This window comes from Micromonospora sp. D93 (genome assembly GCF_018070365.1).
GTDB lineage: Bacteria > Actinomycetota > Actinomycetes > Mycobacteriales > Micromonosporaceae > Micromonospora > Micromonospora ureilytica.
Window position 1 is genome coordinate 30,120 of record NZ_JAGPXW010000022.1, and the last position, 17,653, is coordinate 47,772.

Annotated in this window: 15 protein-coding genes; 7 read left to right on the forward strand and 8 right to left on the reverse strand. The window is 66.1% G+C overall.

Features of this window, described 5'->3' with window-relative positions:
- Nucleotides 1–109: 109 nt before the first annotated feature.
- The 3 genes from KBX71_RS22635 to KBX71_RS22645 all read right to left on the reverse strand — a co-directional run bounded on the left by KBX71_RS22635 (nucleotide 110) and on the right by KBX71_RS22645 (nucleotide 3,011).
- Complete coding sequence (locus KBX71_RS22635; protein ID WP_210819940.1) at nucleotides 110–1,300, reverse strand: serine hydrolase; 1,191 nt, start codon at nucleotides 1,298–1,300, stop codon at nucleotides 110–112.
- Between the two features lie 273 nt (nucleotides 1,301–1,573).
- Nucleotides 1,574–2,236: a YdcF family protein gene (locus KBX71_RS22640; protein ID WP_210819941.1), complete on the reverse strand. Its 663-nt coding sequence runs from the start codon at nucleotides 2,234–2,236 to the stop codon at nucleotides 1,574–1,576.
- 10 nt (nucleotides 2,237–2,246) lie between these two features.
- Nucleotides 2,247–3,011 (reverse strand): GntR family transcriptional regulator, encoded by a 765-nt coding sequence (locus KBX71_RS22645; RefSeq protein ID WP_210819942.1) that lies wholly within the window; start codon nucleotides 3,009–3,011, stop codon nucleotides 2,247–2,249.
- A gap of 449 nt (nucleotides 3,012–3,460) precedes the next feature.
- Here KBX71_RS22645 and KBX71_RS22650 point away from each other — a divergent pair, with 449 nt between their 5' ends.
- On the forward strand, nucleotides 3,461–3,796 hold the full coding sequence (locus tag KBX71_RS22650) for a hypothetical protein (protein ID WP_307847248.1): 336 nt from the start codon (nucleotides 3,461–3,463) through the stop codon (nucleotides 3,794–3,796).
- On the forward strand, nucleotides 3,789–4,049 hold the full coding sequence (locus KBX71_RS22655; RefSeq protein WP_210819943.1) for a hypothetical protein: 261 nt from the start codon (nucleotides 3,789–3,791) through the stop codon (nucleotides 4,047–4,049). Before KBX71_RS22650 ends, KBX71_RS22655 begins: the two co-directional genes overlap by 8 nt.
- Nucleotides 4,050–4,646: 597 nt before the next feature.
- Here the strand turns inward: KBX71_RS22655 and KBX71_RS22660 are convergent.
- The 4 genes from KBX71_RS22660 to KBX71_RS22675 form a co-directional block, all read right to left on the reverse strand.
- Nucleotides 4,647–4,901, reverse strand: a complete 255-nt coding sequence (locus tag KBX71_RS22660) for a hypothetical protein (RefSeq protein ID WP_210819944.1) — start codon at nucleotides 4,899–4,901, stop codon at nucleotides 4,647–4,649.
- Between the two features lie 849 nt (nucleotides 4,902–5,750).
- Entirely contained in the window at nucleotides 5,751–6,968 is a 1,218-nt protein-coding gene (locus tag KBX71_RS22665) for a hypothetical protein (protein WP_210819945.1), read from the reverse strand.
- 261 nt (nucleotides 6,969–7,229) lie between these two features.
- The gene (locus KBX71_RS22670; protein ID WP_210819946.1) at nucleotides 7,230–7,871 is read right to left on the reverse strand and encodes a hypothetical protein; all 642 of its coding nucleotides are present in this window, start codon (nucleotides 7,869–7,871) and stop codon (nucleotides 7,230–7,232) included.
- Between the two features lie 43 nt (nucleotides 7,872–7,914).
- Nucleotides 7,915–8,442 carry a hypothetical protein gene (locus KBX71_RS22675; RefSeq protein WP_210819947.1) on the reverse strand — a complete coding sequence of 176 codons (528 nt, stop codon included), beginning with the start codon at nucleotides 8,440–8,442 and terminating at the stop codon, nucleotides 7,915–7,917.
- Between the two features lie 653 nt (nucleotides 8,443–9,095).
- On the opposite strand from KBX71_RS22675, the gene KBX71_RS22680 reads away from it, so the two are divergent.
- The 3 genes from KBX71_RS22680 to KBX71_RS22690 all read left to right on the forward strand — a co-directional run bounded on the left by KBX71_RS22680 (nucleotide 9,096) and on the right by KBX71_RS22690 (nucleotide 11,306).
- A complete protein-coding gene (locus KBX71_RS22680) occupies nucleotides 9,096–9,836 on the forward strand; it encodes a TIGR02391 family protein (RefSeq protein WP_210819948.1) in 741 nt (246 codons plus the stop codon).
- The gene (locus tag KBX71_RS22685; protein ID WP_210819949.1) at nucleotides 9,836–10,120 is read left to right on the forward strand and encodes a tyrosine-type recombinase/integrase; all 285 of its coding nucleotides are present in this window, start codon (nucleotides 9,836–9,838) and stop codon (nucleotides 10,118–10,120) included. The genes KBX71_RS22680 and KBX71_RS22685 overlap by 1 nt, the downstream gene beginning before the upstream one ends.
- A 382-nt stretch (nucleotides 10,121–10,502) precedes the next feature.
- A complete protein-coding gene (locus KBX71_RS22690) occupies nucleotides 10,503–11,306 on the forward strand; it encodes an HAD family phosphatase (RefSeq protein ID WP_210819950.1) in 804 nt (267 codons plus the stop codon).
- A gap of 18 nt (nucleotides 11,307–11,324) precedes the next feature.
- On the opposite strand, the gene KBX71_RS22695 is transcribed toward KBX71_RS22690, so the two are convergent.
- Complete coding sequence (locus KBX71_RS22695) at nucleotides 11,325–12,071, reverse strand: oxidoreductase (RefSeq protein ID WP_124822519.1); 747 nt, start codon at nucleotides 12,069–12,071, stop codon at nucleotides 11,325–11,327.
- 221 nt (nucleotides 12,072–12,292) lie between these two features.
- On the opposite strand from KBX71_RS22695, the gene acs reads away from it, so the two are divergent.
- Nucleotides 12,293–14,257 carry an acetate--CoA ligase gene (gene acs, locus KBX71_RS22700; RefSeq protein WP_210819951.1) on the forward strand — a complete coding sequence of 655 codons (1,965 nt, stop codon included), beginning with the start codon at nucleotides 12,293–12,295 and terminating at the stop codon, nucleotides 14,255–14,257.
- A gap of 267 nt (nucleotides 14,258–14,524) precedes the next feature.
- Nucleotides 14,525–17,320 (forward strand): immune inhibitor A domain-containing protein, encoded by a 2,796-nt coding sequence (locus tag KBX71_RS22705; protein ID WP_247683947.1) that lies wholly within the window; start codon nucleotides 14,525–14,527, stop codon nucleotides 17,318–17,320.
- The last annotated feature ends 333 nt before the right edge of the window (nucleotides 17,321–17,653 follow it).

A 17,653-nucleotide genomic window follows, 5' to 3' on the forward strand; every position in this document is an offset into this window, starting at 1 on the left:
GAACCCCCATTGCCTCGGCGACTCTCACAGTGGCTTGTGTCGCTGAGGGGCCCGGGATTACCGCGCGGCCGAGGGCCGGTGCCGCTAACCGGGAAAGCGAGTGATGCGGTCAGTCGTCGATCGCCTGGTAGACGGTGGTCCAGAAGTCGTGCCACATCGGCAGCCGCTGGTCGCCAGCGTGCGCCCGCTGCATGAACACGAGCGTCGTCAGGTCCTCGGCGGGGTCGTTGTACCAGGCGGTGCCGTAGAAACCGGGCCATCCGTAGCTGCCGACCGAGGGCCCGAGGTGCGTACGCCGGGTCCGGAGCGACATTCCGAAACCCCAGCTGATGGCGTCGAAGTATCCGGGCCAGAAGCCGGAGATGGCTCTCTGCGTCGGGGTCAGGTGGTCGCTCGTCATCAACGTCACCGCCGGCCGCGACAGCACACGCTCGCCGCCGTAGGAACCGCCCGCAAGCAGAGCCGACGCGAAGGCGAGGTAGTCCTGGGCGGTCGAGACGAGCCCGCCGCCACCGGACTCGAACAGCCGCGGTCGACTGAACCGCCCGTCGGGGGCGTCCTCGACAACCGGCTCGCCAGTGGCGGCGTTGTCCTGCTCGTACGCCGTCGCGACCCGGCCGATGCTCTCGCTACCCACGTTGAAGCCGGTGTCGGCCATCCCCAGTGGCTTGCACACCCGCTCACGCACGGCGTCGCCGAAGGACATACCGGTGGCTCGGGCGATGAGTACGCCTGTGACGTTGGCGGCGGTGTCGTACATCCAGCGCTCACCCGGCTGGTGGACGAGCGGAAGGTCACCGAGCTGGCGGATCCACTCGTCCGGCGACGGATATTCGAGTGCGTTCAACGCGTCGGCGATCGGGACCGTTCCCGGCTCGGCGGGGACCATGCCGGTGCCAAGGGTGCCGTCCAGGACGTCCCGCAGCGTTATCGGGCGTTCCGCCGGGACGGTGTCGTCCAGTGGACCGTGGGGATCGGCGAGCACTGTCATGTCCGCCAACTCAGGGAGGAGATCGTCGACCGGGTCGTCGAGGCGGAGGGTGCAGTCCTCGACGAGGGTCATCGCACACGCGGCGACGATCGGCTTCGACATCGAGCCCAGGCGACAGATCGTGTCGGCCGCCATCAGCGTCTGCGACCCGGGGCCCTCGAACGCGAGATGACCCGTCGCCTCGATGTGCACCTCGCCGTGCCGGGCGAGGACGACCACCATGCCTGGGACGAAGCCGGACTCGACGTGGCGCTCCAGCAACCCTTGCAGCCGAGCCAGCCGTTTCGACGAGAAGCCACCAGCAGCCACCTGTTTCCCCCTCAGCTCGTCCCGTTTGGCAAATTACACGGCAGGCGGTGATCGCACGGCCCAGGACGAGGTGGGGAAGGAAGCCCGTCCGAGCAGCACCGCTCAGCACAGGCGCTCCCTGCCGTGGGCGTTTCCAGCTGGTGCTGAACGAGTTCACCGAGGCGGTGCGGGCGGGGAACCCGGTGCCGCTGACGAGGACGGTGAGAATCGTGGCGACATGGTGTCGCCTGAGGTGGCAGAGGCTGACCGGCGAGCGCTGGGCTGGTAGCCGGGCTACACGAGGCGGCTTGTGTAGCCGGCGTCGATCAGGCGGCTGTAGGCGGCGCGGACCTCGTCGGGGACATGCTGGGGGATGGCAAAGCCGAGTTCGGCGTACCTGTCGATGCGTTGGGTGTCGCCGACGAGCATGTCGATGACCTTCTTGGTGTTGCCGATGCTGGTGACGTAGTCGTCGAGTGTGAGCGGGTGGGACGCGCAGATGACTTTGACGTCGGGCCAGAGTTTCTTGCAGGTGGCGTACGCGCGGCGTTGTTGGTAAGGGCGGGACATCAGGATGACCGACTGGGCCTGGACCTGGTGCTCTGCAAGGAGCGCGCGGCTGTACTCGATGTTCTGGCCGGTGTTGGTCGCCTGTGTGTCGATGAGAATCGCATCGGCCGAAACGCCGTGAGCTATGGCGTACTCGCGGTAGTGGACGGCCTCGCCCCGGGGGAAGGTCTCGATGGTGGTCGCGGCGTTGGCTCCGGTGAAGACCAGCGTCGGAAACATCCCTCGGTGGTATAGATCGGTGGCCGCCTTGGCGACTCCGAGGTCGTGACTGCCCAGTCCGATTCCGACGTCTACCGGCCGAATCTCGTGGTGCATGTTGTGGTAGTTCCACAGGCGTTCGACGTCCGCGCGGTGCTCGACGGGGATGGTCGTGGGAGTCCTCGACATCGTTAATCCCTCAGTCAGGGATCTTGAAGGTGTACGTCCAGGTGAAGCGGGATGCGGCGTGCACTCCTCGGGCGAACTCGACCGGTCGGCCGCTCTCGGTGAACGTCGTGCGGTGCAGGACCATGACCGGTTCGCCGGCGGGGAGGCGGAGGAGCTGCGTCTCCTCGGGGGTGGGCATCCGGGCGTGGACGGTTTCGGTGATCGTGTCTGGTTCCTGTCCTCGGCCGGTGAGGATAGCGAAGCCTCCGCCTCTACCGGCCGGCCCTGGTGTCGGATCGACCAGGGATGTCCCTTCTACGTCTTCGGGCCGGTAGTAGCTGGTCAGAGCGTGGGTGGGAACGTCGGCTTCCTTGACGAGGCGGGCGCGTTCGTAGACAGACGCTCCGCTTGCCAGGCCGAGCGCGTCGGCGGTTTCGGCGTCCGCCTTCGTCAGGCGCACCTCGTTGGTTTGGTCTCCTGGCGCCCATGCGCGGCCGGTAGCTTCACGATCGGCGGCGAACGCGACCAGCCCTGACTTCCACTTGCTCTTGGCGTAGCGATCGGTACCGAGTCGCTTCATGGCCATGCGTGGCCGGACCACGGTGCCGCGCCTGCGGACGGGCGTGACGAGTCCTTCGGCTTCGAGTAGTCGCACTGCTTGCCGGACGGTGTTGATGTTGACCCCGTGATCCGCGGCGATCTCGTCCTGCTTCGGCAGGGTGCTGCCTTCGGCGTAGTCGCCGCGCTGGATGGCTTCGCGCAGGAGCGCAGCGAGATCCCGGTACCCGATGCCCATCTCTCCTCCTGGCCGCGTGCTGCGTAGAGCCATCTCTGCCGGCAAGTATGCCTCACTCGCGAACATTAGAGCTAGCTCTATTGACAACGGGACAGGCGATCGGGTCACATAGAGCTAGCTCTAATGCCTGATGGGTGGGAGATTGTGATGCATGGTGCTGCGGAAGTTTCGGACACATCCGGACCACCCCCGGTTCAGCTTGCTGGCTCCCGCGCCCCATGGCTCCAGGCGCTGTCAAGGTTGGCGGAGCCTGCTCGCCGCGCTCCGGCAGGGCGCGGAAGTTCGTCCGCCAGCGGGGTGACCTTTACGCGATCGGGCAGGCATCTTCCACGGGCTGGCGGCTCGGGCGACGTCCGCGCCCGGACTGCGCGGATTCCGGTCGCGCGGCGACCTGCCGAGGCTGGCGCGGGGTGAGTGCTGGCGTGGGACCGCGAACCAAACGACGGCCTGTGAATGGTCCGCCCGCCTCGGCGCTGCGCACACCGACGCCGCGCCGGCCGGGTGTCCCCGTGCCGGGCGACCTGGTGCTGATTGACAGTCGGGCGTCGGTGCAGTTCGGCGGTGATCGGGCTCTGTGGTTACGGGTGACCTCGGTCTGCGACAAGCCGACGTACCACGGCTGGGTGTGGCTGACCGGCTACTCCATCGACCTGGCCACCGGTAAGGCCCTGGCACGGCGGGAGGTCTTCGCCCAGATCGCCGGTCTCCAGATCCAGCAACACAGGACCGACAGCGCGCCGCCCCTCAAAAACACGGTGCCAACGACGAGGAGACGCGGTGTTTGACGTTCGGGTACGACTCGGCGCGGTGCTGGACATCGACGCGGTCGATCGTCTCCTGCCATCGGACGGGCCGGTGCGGTTGTGGGTGACCGGGGTACGGCTGCTGGCCAACCGCCCGCCGCGCGATGAGTGGATCTGGGTCGAGGGCATCAGGCTCTCTCCGTCGGGCCGTCGTGGCCCTCAAGCACAGATCCTGGTACGCGCAAGCAAGCTTCCACCGGAGGGCTCAGTCCATGGAGCGTCCCCGCCGGCGTGACTTTCCGCCCGGCACCTCGACCAGACAACCCGGAAGACGAGATGTGAGCTGGCCGGAAGCGCTCCCGGGAAAGGGACGACCCCCGTCGGGGGGATGCGGTCACGGGCTGTCGACTACTGCCAACTGGTGGCAACCCGCGCCGACGAGCAGGTGCCGGGCGTCGTTGGTTCACCTTCGGAACCGACCCGCATCAACGCTCGCGGTGCCTTTTTGCTGCCTCGCTGTCTGACGCCTCGCTTACAAAGGTGCTTCCGGCAAAGATCGCAGCGACCCCTGACGTCCCCGGGGGTCCTGACAGGACCTCACGCTCGTGGACGGGTTGATGCCGTTAGGCATGATCGCGTGGTGGAATCAAAGGATCTGGCGGTGCTAGTGATTCGAGCCTCGGCAGCCGTGGCGGCCGGCGGTGTAGCTCTAGCGAACCCCGTAGCGGGCCTTGCGGCGGCAGGCTTGGTGCCCTTGTTGGACCAAGCTGTGAGCCGCTGGCAGGCCGAGCAGGCTCGCAACGTGGGGAGGGCTCTTGATGAGGCCGTGGAGGCGTCCGCCCTCTCACCGCAGGAGCTACTCGGCCGGCTAACGGAAAATCCAACACGACTACTACTGCTCGGCAATGCGCTGAACGCTGCCGCCCAGTCGACTTTCGAGCAGAGGGTACGAGCATTGGGCCATGCTCTCGCGTCTGGGGCGCTGGCAGCCGATGATGCGCGAGTTGACGAAGAGCAGCTCTGGGTAACGATCCTGGCAGGTATCGAGGCGCCGCACCTGCGAATCCTCGAGTACTTGATGAGGGATCATCCTGACCGGCCCGGCCCAATGGTGACCCAGCAGGACACCCTTGCTGAGGTCGCTCACGCCAGCAACCTAATGACCGGACGGCTCCTTGCCACGCTCGAACGGCACGGCCTCGCGAGGTGGCGTTGGGGCGAAACCTACCCACGCGCTTATCCCGAGTCGCAAGGTGCATCGGCCTCAGAGAAGTGGTGGCAGCGCGATCAGCTCACCGCTCCTCTCCTTGACCGACTTCGCGGTTCTGTCGCTGTTGCCGACGGCAGACCTACCGGCGACTGAACCAAGCAGGAGCCCCCTCGGCAGCGCGCTGGTCCGGGAAGGACGCCTCGCTTACAAGCTCTGTGCAGCGCATCCGGCTCCGTCCGGGAACGGCTGCACGCTCGGAGCACGGTCCGTCGTTCCGCTTCCGGGTACGCCGACGTCCGGCGCGGTAGCTGTCATGGTTGCTGTCGACAGCCTGGGCGCCGCTCCTGCCTACACTGGGGCCGCACCTTCGGAGGGACCGATGCAGATCGATGAGGCAGCTCGTTGACGAGAGGCTTGGCGACGAGCAGAAAGCCCACCGTGTGCCCATGAAGTACATGAGCGGGAGTACAGCTTGGGTGCAGACACCGGTGATGACGTGTGCGTCGCCTGTGGTGCCACCTTCGCGGCAAGCCGAAGCCTGGACCGCTTGACGCCCAGACCTACTAGCGCCATCAGTACAACAACTACAGGTAAGGCGGCGACCGCCGGCCTGGCAAGCGGGTCGATCACGCCTTTTTACCTGGGCAGACATCGTCACTTCTGGTCGTCATTTGGTCGTTCGCGATCGGCCTCCGACGGCCTGGTGACGGCCTGGGCCTGCTCCATGCCACTCCTGGCCTGACGGCACATGCCGGACTCCCGTGCAGCCCGAGGTCTGCTCCTGTCTCAGTCGCCGGTGGCTGGCGATGCAACATCCTGACTCGGCTCGGTGTGCGAGCTTATCGCCTGCCTAGCCTTAGGAATCCTGCTGTAGACGTCGTCCATGAGGCGCAACAAATGATCTGTAGCCTCCAAGATTCCGACCGGCTTTTCGCGTTCGGGAAAGGCTCTGCTTGTCCAGGTGTTTAGCGCGACTCCAGCGAATGTCGATAGCTGTGCAAGGAACCCCAACGGGTGGTCCCCTATCCCTCCTGCGGGCTGCTCGACGCTAAGGAGTTCGGTCAATCTGTGGACGACATCGAAGCGAGTGGTAAATCCCGGGTGTGTCGCAGCAGTGTCAAACTCTACCCACGACCCTGTAACGTGGGCGAGAGTAACAAGGGCGAGAGTGGACCCCGCGACAGCTCTGTATAGGTCCGGGAAACTTGGCTTTCCCTCTATAGCGTCGGCAACGATCAGGTAGCCGAGAATATCCGCCTGCACCTCCTCCCGCTGGGACTGGTTGAGGTGCGCCAGAGAATCGAAGATTCCAAGGCACTCGATCGCCTCATCTACAGCAAGTTTGGCCTTTCGCTTATCACGCCTGGCGACAGTATGCCCAAGGAGGTGATGTGCTAATTCGTGGGCGATGACGAAGGATTCGGCAGCGTCAACCGCATCCTCGTGCAACGTTTCTCGGCCTTTCAGTCGGAGCGCTGCGATCGGATTACCGGTCTGCACTAGGCGATAGTCAGCCCAATCGACCCTGGCAGCATCAAGCTCATCCCAAGGCTTAGAGAATCGCTTATTGAGCTCATCGACCATTTCATCGAGGGGGCGTCTGGCGGTGACGTCTCCGTAGAACGACTTGAGGTTATGAAAAAACTCATCGTAGGCGGTGGCGTATGCTGTCAAGGTGAACGAATATTGAATATTGATCTCTATAACCCCAGCTTGACGCTCAGTCCAAGCCTTGGCATTCAGATCCCCCTTCAACACCCTGCCAACGAAGAGGTTGTTTGCCAGCGCCCGCCACTCGCCGGGAACAGCCTCGATCAAATTTCTGATCGTCAGGCTGAGTTGCGGGCAGTTTGAGCGTTCCGGCTTAAACTCTAAAGCCGCCGTCAACAGTTTTTCGGGCAAAGAGCGGCCGGCCCGCCGGTAGAAGTAGACCCAGAAGTTCAGGTCTGGAGGCATCCTATGTTCGTGGAAAAACTTGCCGCGCGAGTTCTTCAGGTTCGCCACGATGTACACCGTACTGGCTGCCTGGTGCCTAGGGAGACTCGATACGCATAGCTGTTTATGTCCGTCGTCCGCGTAGCCTCTTGCTCGTCGACCCGCCCGGTGCCGGAACCCTCGCCCACTCTGACCACCCTCGCCTACAAGCTCTGTGCAGCCCGTCCGACATCGTCTGCCCGGTTCGTTACGGGGTGTCGCTATGCGCCGCGTTAACCACTGCATCAGGCACTACAACCGCCTCGGCTTGAGGACCTACTGCCTCGGAGGTCACTTTTGGAACCGCCTCCTGCCCATAAGCCGCCGGCGCACCTCAGTCACAAATTCACTTCGACAGGCATCGAATCTCCTACTGATTACCTTCCAGGATGAATCATCGCTTGCGGAAAGCTCCACGGAAACCAACACCAGGACTTCCGCCTTCTTTATGATTTTGGTGGGACACACAAGGCGCACAGATTCCAATGCAGCCCGCAAACGCTCTGCGGCAGCAGCCAGATCCGTCAGCGTGGTTTTTCCCTCGCGACCTAGGCTCTCGTCCAGCTTGGATCGAAGAGAAGCAGGGAGATCAGGGTTGCCCCTAAGAATCCTTTGAACTTGAGGAAGAAGTGCGTTGAACTCCTCTTCCTCAAGAGGTCGACCAGACGCTATGTCCGCATGTTCTCGAATGACTGCCCGCGTCGATGCAGGTAAAGCCTGGACCAACTCATCGAATTTTTGCTGCACGAACCGCTGGGTATTGACTTCCATAGTCTGCTGCATGTGGAGGGTTTCACTTGCTTCAAGCAAGCGTGAACATGCGAGGTGTTGTTCAGTTCTTAACCATTTATTGTACTCGTTAGACCGGGAAAGAAGCTGACCTAAGATGACTCCAAATAGGGCCGCCAAAGCACTTATCAAAGGTGTCGACACGCCGCCCACCCTAGTCGAGTATTACAACAATTGAAGGAGGAATCTACAAAGCATATTGTCGAGATCGATCGATGACTTGCCGAATCTCCGGTTCGGTGATAGCGGATACAGCAGCATCCAAACGATTGAACCGCCTCGCAAACCGCAAATGCCGAAAAATTCGCCCCGACCAGGACACGTCGGCCAAGAGCCTTGCAGCTTCCCTAACGAGGTCAGCAAACTTGCTGTTAATGCCGCCCCCACCCTCGTCCTCGTCAGGATAGTCGTTCCAACTGGAATAACTGAGAGAATGCGCAGCGTCGGCGAGGGACAAGTAGAATCGCACATAGCCTCGCGGTATGCGGCCAAGCAATGCGGCAGTTTCCAACGCTCGCGCCGCTTCCACAAATGCTGGCTTCTCGCCGTGGGGTGCCCAGCGCGAGTGCTCCATTTTACCTAGCGCTTCGAGCACCCTGGCCTGAGCTTCGCGCCGATCCTTTCCGCCCGCGAGCCATTGCCCCAGAATAGACCCGATTCCGAGTGTCCCCAATGCGCCAACTATCGATAGCGAAGCGTTAAGGCCCAGTGTCATATTCAAGAGTATGCGTCTGGTGTGCAACCTGCCATCCCGTCTGCCGTCGACCCGCCCTCTTAGGGAGCGGGCCTCCGCCGGGCCCGCCACGTCAAGACGGCCTTGACGCCCTTACGGACGCTGGCGGGTCGGGTGGTGGTCTGCTCGGCTTGCCCGCGTCGATGGCAGACGGGATGGCCCACCGCAACCACCCACGCACCGGAGCCCGCCGACGCAGCCTCGGCCATCCTGGAGCCGGAGCGCCCCCGCCGGAGACGCAGTGACGCCCAACCCAGCGATCGCCGCCAGCTCGCCGCCGCGGGCGACGTCCACTCCCCTACGCCGCGCGGGCTCGTGGCCGCGCGGCCCGGCCGGCTGCCGGCGCACCACCACCCGGTCAACCGTCCTGTCGTGCTGCGGCGGCCCCTTGGGCTTCCGCCTTCCACGCCAGCCGCCGGGCGTATTGCGCGGCCGGAGTCGGAGCGCCAGCGGAGCGACGGACGCGCGCCCAGGCGGCGGCGCGTGCGGCCCGTTCAGGGCCGCCTTGAAGACGTACCGAGCCTTTGACCACTTGGCTGTCAGCCAGCCCTGTCAGCCGGCCCTGCCCTGTCGGCGGATCAGGTCGAGCCGATACTTCGTGGGCGGGAGATCTCCGCTTGATCGATACTGCATCGATGACCAAGCTGGACAAGGATTGGGCGATCGAGCAGATCGATCATTTCCTGCACACGACGGAGCAGGTCGCACCTGACATGCGTGGCTCAGGCATCACATTCTTCGGCACGGTGCAGCGAGGCTCGGAGACTGAGGCCGCTTCTGCCGCACATGTCGTGGAACAGATCCTCGACCGCGTTCTTCCTAGCTGGCGGGTCGATCATCGCTCCTCCGGCAAGAAGCACGAGGGCTGGGACCACCTGCGAGAGTGGGCGGCTCGCGGGAAGGTGACAATCCAGCGCGACGCGGAGCTACGCGAGCGGCTTGGCGACGGAGCACCCGAAATGGACGCCGGCAAGCTGCACCCCTGGGTCTGGGAGAGCGCAGCCCCCCTGTGGCGCACCCAGCACTACCGACAGGCGGTGTCTCAAGCCGCGATCCAAGTTAATGCAGAAACCCAGGCGAAAATCGGACGACGAGATGTTTCTGAGACGGACTTTTTCAACCAGGCATTTTCGCTTGATCCGCCTAAGAGCAATGCCCCTCGGCTGCGAGTGATGGTGGATGACGGCAGTAAGACGTATCAGAGCCTCCATCGAGGCGTCCGGTCGCTAGCGGAGGGACTCTACGCCGCCGTCAGGAACCCCGCCGCTCACGCGGCCCTGGGCGAAGCAGATGAGCAACAAGCCCTTGAGCAACTGGCCGCCTTCAGCCTCCTGGCCCGCTGGGTGGATTCGGCGAGGGTTGAATCCGTTCCCTGATGGGTGTCGAGTGGTCGGCCGAGTTCACCGCCGATCGAGAAGCCAGCGCGTGCGGCGCGGCTACGGCTGTCGGCGGGATGCGGTTCCACGATCTGCGGCACGCTCACGCCACCTGGCTGGTCACCGACGGCGTTCCGATCAACCTCGTGCAGCGGGTCATGGGCCACGAGCAGGCATCCACGACGCTCAACCGGTACACCCACACACCGGACGGATACACCGCTCGGGTCTTGGAGGCGTTTGACGGCTCTGCTGCCTCCGGCCGTACAAATGCCGTCCCCTGACGGTTCAGACGGGCCGGAGGACAGCCCGTGAGCTGCGGTGGAGCGTTTCCAGGGGGAAAGGGACGACCCCCGTCGGGGGGAGACGGGGGTCGTCGTAGGTTCGGCTCCGGGGGGGTCGAGCCGAACCACTCAGCGGTCACGGGGGGTGCAACCGCTGAGGGTCTGCCTGTTTCGAGGATGTGAAAGCTCGTCGTACGGACAAGTCTGCCTGAGCGGGCCCGTCACGTCGAGTGGTGCCGCCTCCACTCACTGCGAAAATCCCCTCGCAGAGTGTGAGCGTGATCACGCGGAGCGGAGATGGTGCTGCCAGCCCGCAGGTCTGAGGGGTGGCATGACCCCGGGCACCCGCCGACGATAGACCATCCGGCTAGACTTTCGCGCCGTGGGCCGAAGTGCCGCTTTCTTCGATCTGGACAAGACCGTCATCGCCAAGTCGAGCGCCCTGGCGTTCGGTCGGCCGTTCTACCGGGATGGGCTGATCACCCGGCGTGACGTGGTCAAGTCGGCGTACGCGCAGCTGATGTTCCGGCTGGGCGGCACCGACGAGCAGACCATGGCCCGAACACGGGACTACCTGGCTGCGCTCTGCAAGGGCTGGCCGGTGGAGCAGGTCCGCCAGATCGTCGCGGAGACGCTGCACGAGCTGATCAACCCCTATGTGTACGCCGAAGCTGCCGCCCTGATCGAGGAGCACCAGGCCGCTGGGCGGGACGTGGTGCTGGTGTCGGCGTCCGGTGAGGAGATGGTCCGGCCGATCGGCGAGCTGCTCGGGGTGACTGACGTGATCGCCACCCGGATGACGGTGGAGGACGGCCGGTACAGCGGCGAGGTCGAGTTCTACGCGGCCGGTCCGAGCAAGGTCGAGGCGGTCAGCGAGTTGGCCGCCGCCCGGGACTACGACCTGGCTGATTCGTACGCCTACTCCGACTCGTACAGCGATCGCCCGCTCTTGGAGTGTGTCGGTCATCCGAGCGTGGTCAACCCGGACCGGCAGTTGCGCAAGTTGGCCTCGGAGAACGCGTGGCCGGTGCTGGAGTTCCGGCACCCGATCCCGCTGGGCCGGCGCCTGCGGGAACGGCCCGCGGTCCCGGTGGCCGCGGCGGCCCTGGGGGTCGGGGTGGGCGTGGCCATCGGCATCGCCTGGTACGGCCGGCACCGTCGCACCCGAGCCGCCACCACCGCCTGATCCCAGCCACCCAACCGCTCAGGCGGCGGCGAGGATCTCGTCTCCGATGGCGGTGAGCTGGTCGGTGCCGACCTCGACGGCGGCCATGTAGTGGCGTAGCCAGGAGCGCAGCCCGTCCGGGGTGCCGGTGGCGAAGGCACCGGCCGAGCCGACGTACTCGGGCTCCCGCTCGCGGTGCCCGACGTCGACGGGGAGCAGGCCGCGCGGGTCGAGGCCGCTGGCGAGCAGCACCAGCCGGGCGGCCCCCCGGGCTACCACGCCGGACGGCCCGGCGAACGGGCGCAGGTTCAGCAACTCCCCGTGTACGACAGCGGCGAGCACCAACGGTGAGACCTTCGTGCCGCCGGCGACGAGGGCGGCCAGCCCGTCCAGCCGGGTGGCGACCACGGGGTCGGCCACCGGACGGCCCAGCTCGGCTTCCGACACCAGGTCCCGGGCGGCGAGCACGTGCAGCTTCGCGAGCGCCTGGCGGGGCGCCTTCGGCCACAGCTCGCTCAGGCCCGGCAGCGCTCCGGCGACCCGCAGCGCCCCCTGGAGCACCGGGTCGGTGACGGTGCCGGCCCGGACCGCCTCACGCTCGTGCCCGGCCCCCTCAAGGGCCGCGCTGGCCACCGCGGAGCGGAGGCTGACCTCGGCGGCGACCTGCCCACCGTGCCGGCGCAGCGCCCGGTGCCCGAGCGCCTGGTCGAACCGCTCACGGGCCTGGTCGACGGCGGCGGCGATGTCGGCGAGCGCGAGCAGCGGGGCGAGCGGGTCGGTGGTCACCCCGCCACGCTAACGACCCGACCCGAGGCGGCGGGCCGCACCCGCCCGCAACGCGACAGGGACCACCCGACCCGGGGGCGTACCGGCGGGGGGACGGGCCGTCGGGCGCGCGGCGGGGGCCACTCGGCGCGACGGACCGGGCAGCCGTGGCCGGTCGCAGGCCCCGCGACTACCCTCGTGCCATCGAGACCCAGGTCACCCCGAGGATGAGGAGTCACGGCATGAGCGAGGCATTGGCCAATCTGCTGAACGAGACGCGCCAGTTCCCCCCGCCGGCCGAACTCGCCGCGCACGCCAACGTCACAGTCGACGCGTACGCCGAGGCTGAGGCCGACCGGCTGGCCTTCTGGGCGAAGCAGGCCGATCGTCTGGCCTGGTCGAAGAAGTGGGATGAGGTGCTCGACTGGTCGAACCCGCCGTTCGCGAAGTGGTTCGTGGGTGGGCAGCTCAACGTCGCGTACAACTGCCTGGACCGGCACGTCGAGGCGGGCCGGGGCGACAAGGTGGCGATCCACTGGGAGGGCGAGCCGGGCGACACGCGCACCATCACGTACGCGGAGCTGCACGCGCTTACCTGCCGGGCGGCGAACGCGCTCACCGACCTGGGGGTGACCGCCGGCGACCGGGTGGCGATCTACCTGCCGATGATCCCCGAGGCGGCCGTCGCGATGTTGGCGTGCGCCCGGATCGGCGCCGCGCACAGTGTGGTCTTCGGCGGCTTCTCGGCGGACTCGTTGAGCAACCGGATCCAGGACGCCAGCGCCAAGGTGGTGATCACCGCGGATGGTGGTTACCGGCGGGGCAAGCCGTCGGCGTTGAAGCCCACTGTGGACGAGGCGGTGGCGAGTTCTCCGTCGGTGGAGCACGTACTCGTGGTTCGCCGCACCGGCGAGGACGTGGCGTGGTCGGAGAAGGACCACTGGTGGCACGAGACGGTGGAGACCGCGTCGGCCGAGCACACAGCGCAGCCGTTCGACGCCGAGCACCCGCTGTTCATCCTCTACACCAGCGGCACCACGGCCCGCCCGAAGGGCATCCTGCACACGACCGGCGGCTACCTCACCCAGGCGTCGTACACGACGCACGCGGTGTTCGACCTGAAGCCGGAGACGGACGTCTACTGGTGCACTGCCGACATCGGCTGGGTCACCGGGCACTCCTACATCGTGTACGGCCCGCTCTCCAACGGCGCCACCCAGGTGATGTACGAGGGCACCCCGGACACGCCGCACAAGGGCCGGTTCTGGGAGATCATCGACAAGTACGGGGTGAGCATCCTCTACACCGCTCCCACCCTGATCCGGACGATGATGAAGTGGGGCGACGACATCCCGGCCGGCTTCGACCTGTCCTCGCTGCGCGTGCTGGGCAGCGTCGGCGAGCCGATCAACCCGGAGGCGTGGATGTGGTACAGGGAGCACATCGGCCGGGGTGAGCTGCCGGTCGTGGACACCTGGTGGCAGACCGAGACGGGCGCCATCATGATCTCGCCGTTGCCGGGGGTGACCGCCGCCAAGCCGGGTTCGGCGATGACGCCGCTGCCGGGCATCGTGGCCGACGTGGTGGACGACCAGGGTCAGTCGGTGCCGAACGGTGGTGGCGGCTACCTGGTGCTGCGCGAGCCGTGGCCGTCGATGCTGCGCACCATCTGGGGTGACGACGACCGGTTCATCGACACGTACTGGTCGCGGTTCCAGGGCATGTACTTCGCCGGCGACGGTGCGAAGAAGGACGACGACGGGCACATCTGGCTGCTCGGCCGGGTGGACGACGTGATGTTGGTGTCCGGGCACAACATCTCGACGACCGAGGTGGAATCGGCGTTGGTGTCGCACCCGTCGGTGGCCGAGGCGGCTGTCGTCGGCGCTACCGACCCGACCACCGGTCAGGCGATCGTCGCGTTCGCCATTCCGCGCGGCACCACGGACATCGCCGGCGAGGCGGGCGAGCAACTCATTGCCGACCTGCGCAACCACGTGTCGAAGACGCTCGGCCCGATCGCCAAGCCGCGGCAGATCATGCTGGTGGCGGAGCTGCCGAAGACCCGCTCCGGCAAGATCATGCGCCGGTTGCTGCGGGACGTGGCGGAGAACCGGTCGCTGGGCGACGTGACCACGTTGCAGGACTCCTCGGTGATGGACCTGATCTCCTCGGGAATGAGCGGCACGAAGTCCGACGAGGACTGACGGTAGGCGTACCCATTGGAGGGTGGCGGTCCGTGCGGACCGCCACCCTCCGTCATGTCTTACGGGTACGGTCCGTGCCGCCTCGCCGCTGTCACATCGGTCGGTCGGGGGAGTCGGGAGAAGCTGAACGGGCACAGGCGTAGATCACCTCTGTCCTTTCGGCCGGTTGTGCTTTAGGTTCACGCAGGTTGGAAGAGTTCGACACACATCGCTTCGATGGTCGGCCACGCCAACGTCCTCCTCCCCATGCCCGAGAAACGGAGCGGCATGAACCACAAACCGCAGTCCAGGGCGCGGCGACGACTACTCGTCGCGCTGCCCGTCATCGCCCTCGCGGCCACGTCACTGACCGTGAGTGGCAGCGCGGCTGCCCAGACACCGTCCGGCACCCCCCAGGCGGTAATCGGTGCCGACGAGCACTACATCAACTACGCCGAGCCCGAGGTGCAGCCGGACACCACCGGCCGTGAGGTGAAGGGCAAGGGTGGCGTCTACACCCCTGCCGTGGAGTCCGCGCGCGAGTTCGACCAGAAGCACGCCCGGGGCAACCCGGTGACGGCACGGCAGCTGGCCAAGGACGAGGCCAAGTCGCTGAAGACCGGTCAGAACCCGCGCAAGTTCAAGAAGGCCCCGACCACCCAGACGGCGAAGCTGCTGACGCTGCTGGTGGAGTTCAACGACAAGGCCAACGACGACTTCACCGGTGTGATGGTCCCCAAGACGGTGTTCGAGGACCGCACCTGCGTCCCCGGCACGGTCCAGAACGGCCCGAAGCACAACAAGATCCCGGACCCGTCGCGGCTGCCCCGCGAGGACAACAACTCGATGTGGGTGCCGAACTTCTCGCCGACGCACTACAACAAGATGCTCTACAGCAAGAAGGGCATTACCGAGCGGGTCCGCACGGACCTGAAGGGCCCGGACGGCAAGAAGGGCGTCGACCTGTCCGGTCGCACCATGCACAACATGTACCTGGAGATGTCCAAGAACGCGTACACGGTCGACGGGCAGGCCAGCCCGTGGATCACCGTGCCGCACTCGGAGGGCTGGTACGCGGCCAACCGCTGCTTCCAGGACGAGACCGGCGCGTGGGTCCCCGGCCGTGAGCAGTCGATGAACGGCCACCCGGACAACCCGGCCGGCGCGGGCCGCCTGGCGACCGACGCGATCGACGCGCTCGTCGCCAAGGACCCGGCCTTCCCGTGGGCCGACTACGACATCGAGGACCAGGCCGACCGCGACGGTGACGGCAACGTCTTCGAGCCGGACGGCGTGATCGACCACCTCGTGCTGGTGCACGCCGGTCAGGGCAAGTCCCGCGGCGGCGGCGCCGAGGGTGTGTACGCCGTCTGGGCGCACTCCTCCACTGTCGCCGGTGGCTACACCATCCCGGGCACCAACATCAAGGCTTCGAACTACATCGTGCAGCCGGAGGACGCCGGCGTCGGCGTCTTCGCCCACGAGTTCGGCCACGACCTGGGCCTGCCGGACCTCTACGACACGTCCGGCAACGCCGACTCCGACGTGGACTTCTGGGACCTGATGGCCTCGGGCTCGCACTCGGGTGAGATCTTCCAGGCGCTGCCGACGCACATGGGCATCTGGGACAAGTGGGTGCTCGGTTGGGCCGACCCGCTGACCATCCGCCCCGGGTCGAACCCGCGCGAGGTGAAGCTCGGCCAGACGTCACGCACCCCGATCGACTCCGAGGACGGCATCAAGGTCGACCTGCCGGACAAGGTGACGACGCTGGCCACCCCGCACAGCGGCACCAAGATGTGGCACAGCAACAACGACCAGGAGTGGGCCGACGTCAAGCTGAGCCGCTCGGTCGACGTGCCGGCCGCAGCCGACTCGAAGTTCTGGATGTGGAACAACTACATCATCGAGGAGGACTGGGATTACGGCTTCGTCGAGCTCTCCACCGACGGCGGTACGACCTGGACCGAGCAGAAGGTGTACGACGAGACCGGCAAGGTTGTCACCACGCCGGACGGCTACGCCGACCCGAACGGCCGGATGAACGACTTCGGCGGCAAGAAGTACGGCCTGACCGGCAGCACCGACGGCTGGCGGCACGACTACGTCGACCTGTCGGCGTACGCGGGCACGACGGTGCAGCTGCGACTGCGCCAGGCCACCGACGAGGCGTTCGAGGAGCGCAACTGGTTCGTCGACGACTTCTCGGTCACCGGCGGCGGCGCCACCACCTGGAGCGATGACGTCGAGGGCGGCGCCAACGGCTGGACGGCCACCGGCGGCACCTTCGTCGACACCACCGGCGGCGGCTGGAAGGTCTCCAGCGGCACCGAGATCCACGCCCAGTTCTACCTGGCGGAGTGGCGCAACTTCGACGGCTTCGACAAGGGCCTGAAGTACGCCTACGACACCATCTACTCGCACGAGGCGTGGAAGGTCGACCGGATCTCCTACAACGCTCCGGGCATGCTGGTGTGGTACCGGGACACCGCGCTCGGCGACGTCAACCACGTCACCGGGCAGATGACCGCGCTGCCCAGCTACGGCGCGAAGGGTGGGTTGCTCATCGTCGACTCGCACTTCGACCCGTTGCGGCGTACGGGCGAGGCGGCCGTGAAGGACCCGTCGGTGACGGACAACCTGCCGAGCCGCCCGCAGTCGTCGAACGCGGCCTTCACGCTGCAGCGGACGTACCCGTTCACCGAGTGCCTGGAGGCGGCGGACGAGCCGTACAGCGCGTACTGCACGAAGTTCAAGGGGCTGCCGCCGGTGAAGGCGTTCACCGACGCCAAGGGCTGGTACCCGGGCATCGAGATGCGCGATGGCGCCGCCTACGCCCGGGACAACGACGCGTCGGTGGTCCTGCCGTCGCGTAACAACGCGCCGTACACCACCCGGGTCACCAACCCGGACGGTAGCCCCGCGCCGGAGTTCTACGGCGTGACCCTGGGCGGAGGCGCGATCGTGCTGGGCACCGGTAACCCCGGCGACCAGGGCGTGAACTACGGCGTCTCGCTCACCATCAAGAAGGCGGCCGGGGACAACTCGTCCGCCACGATCTACGTGACGCCGGCGAAGAAGTAACGGTTTCACGGATCAGGAACTGACGGTGGGGCCGGTGGCGGAGACGCTGCCGGCCCCACTGTCGTATGCGCGATCGGTTTGATCGAAAAATGTCGTTGTATACGTTCGCGTCCGGTCCACGCCTGGTCAGCATGGCTGATGAACCGGCGGGGTGTGACGGTGAAAAGCATTCCCAACAAAATCTTGCAACAAATCGACGCGAGCGTCTTCCCACCCGTCCCGCCAGTAACTATGTTCACCAATGGTCCCACTAGTGGGATCGATCTCCCACCGGCCTGTACCCCCGTTGGGCCGGTTCCCTCACACCGGAGGTACCACGTGCGCAAAGTCGCA

What these genes read in the sequence shown, in the direction of transcription:
- KBX71_RS22685 (WP_210819949.1), top strand. Translation starts at nt 9,836, where the DNA reads ATGGGTGTCGAGTGGTCGGCCGAGTTCACCGCCGATCGAGAAGCCAGC.
- KBX71_RS22680 (WP_210819948.1), top strand. Translation starts at nt 9,096, where the DNA reads ATGACCAAGCTGGACAAGGATTGGGCGATCGAGCAGATCGATCATTTC.
- KBX71_RS22705 (WP_247683947.1), top strand. Translation starts at nt 14,525, where the DNA reads ATGAACCACAAACCGCAGTCCAGGGCGCGGCGACGACTACTCGTCGCG.
- KBX71_RS22645 (WP_210819942.1), bottom strand. Translation starts at nt 3,011, where the DNA reads ATGGGCATCGGGTACCGGGATCTCGCTGCGCTCCTGCGCGAAGCCATC.
- KBX71_RS22675 (WP_210819947.1), bottom strand. Translation starts at nt 8,442, where the DNA reads ATGACACTGGGCCTTAACGCTTCGCTATCGATAGTTGGCGCATTGGGG.
- acs (WP_210819951.1), top strand. Translation starts at nt 12,293, where the DNA reads ATGAGCGAGGCATTGGCCAATCTGCTGAACGAGACGCGCCAGTTCCCC.
- KBX71_RS22640 (WP_210819941.1), bottom strand. Translation starts at nt 2,236, where the DNA reads ATGTCGAGGACTCCCACGACCATCCCCGTCGAGCACCGCGCGGACGTC.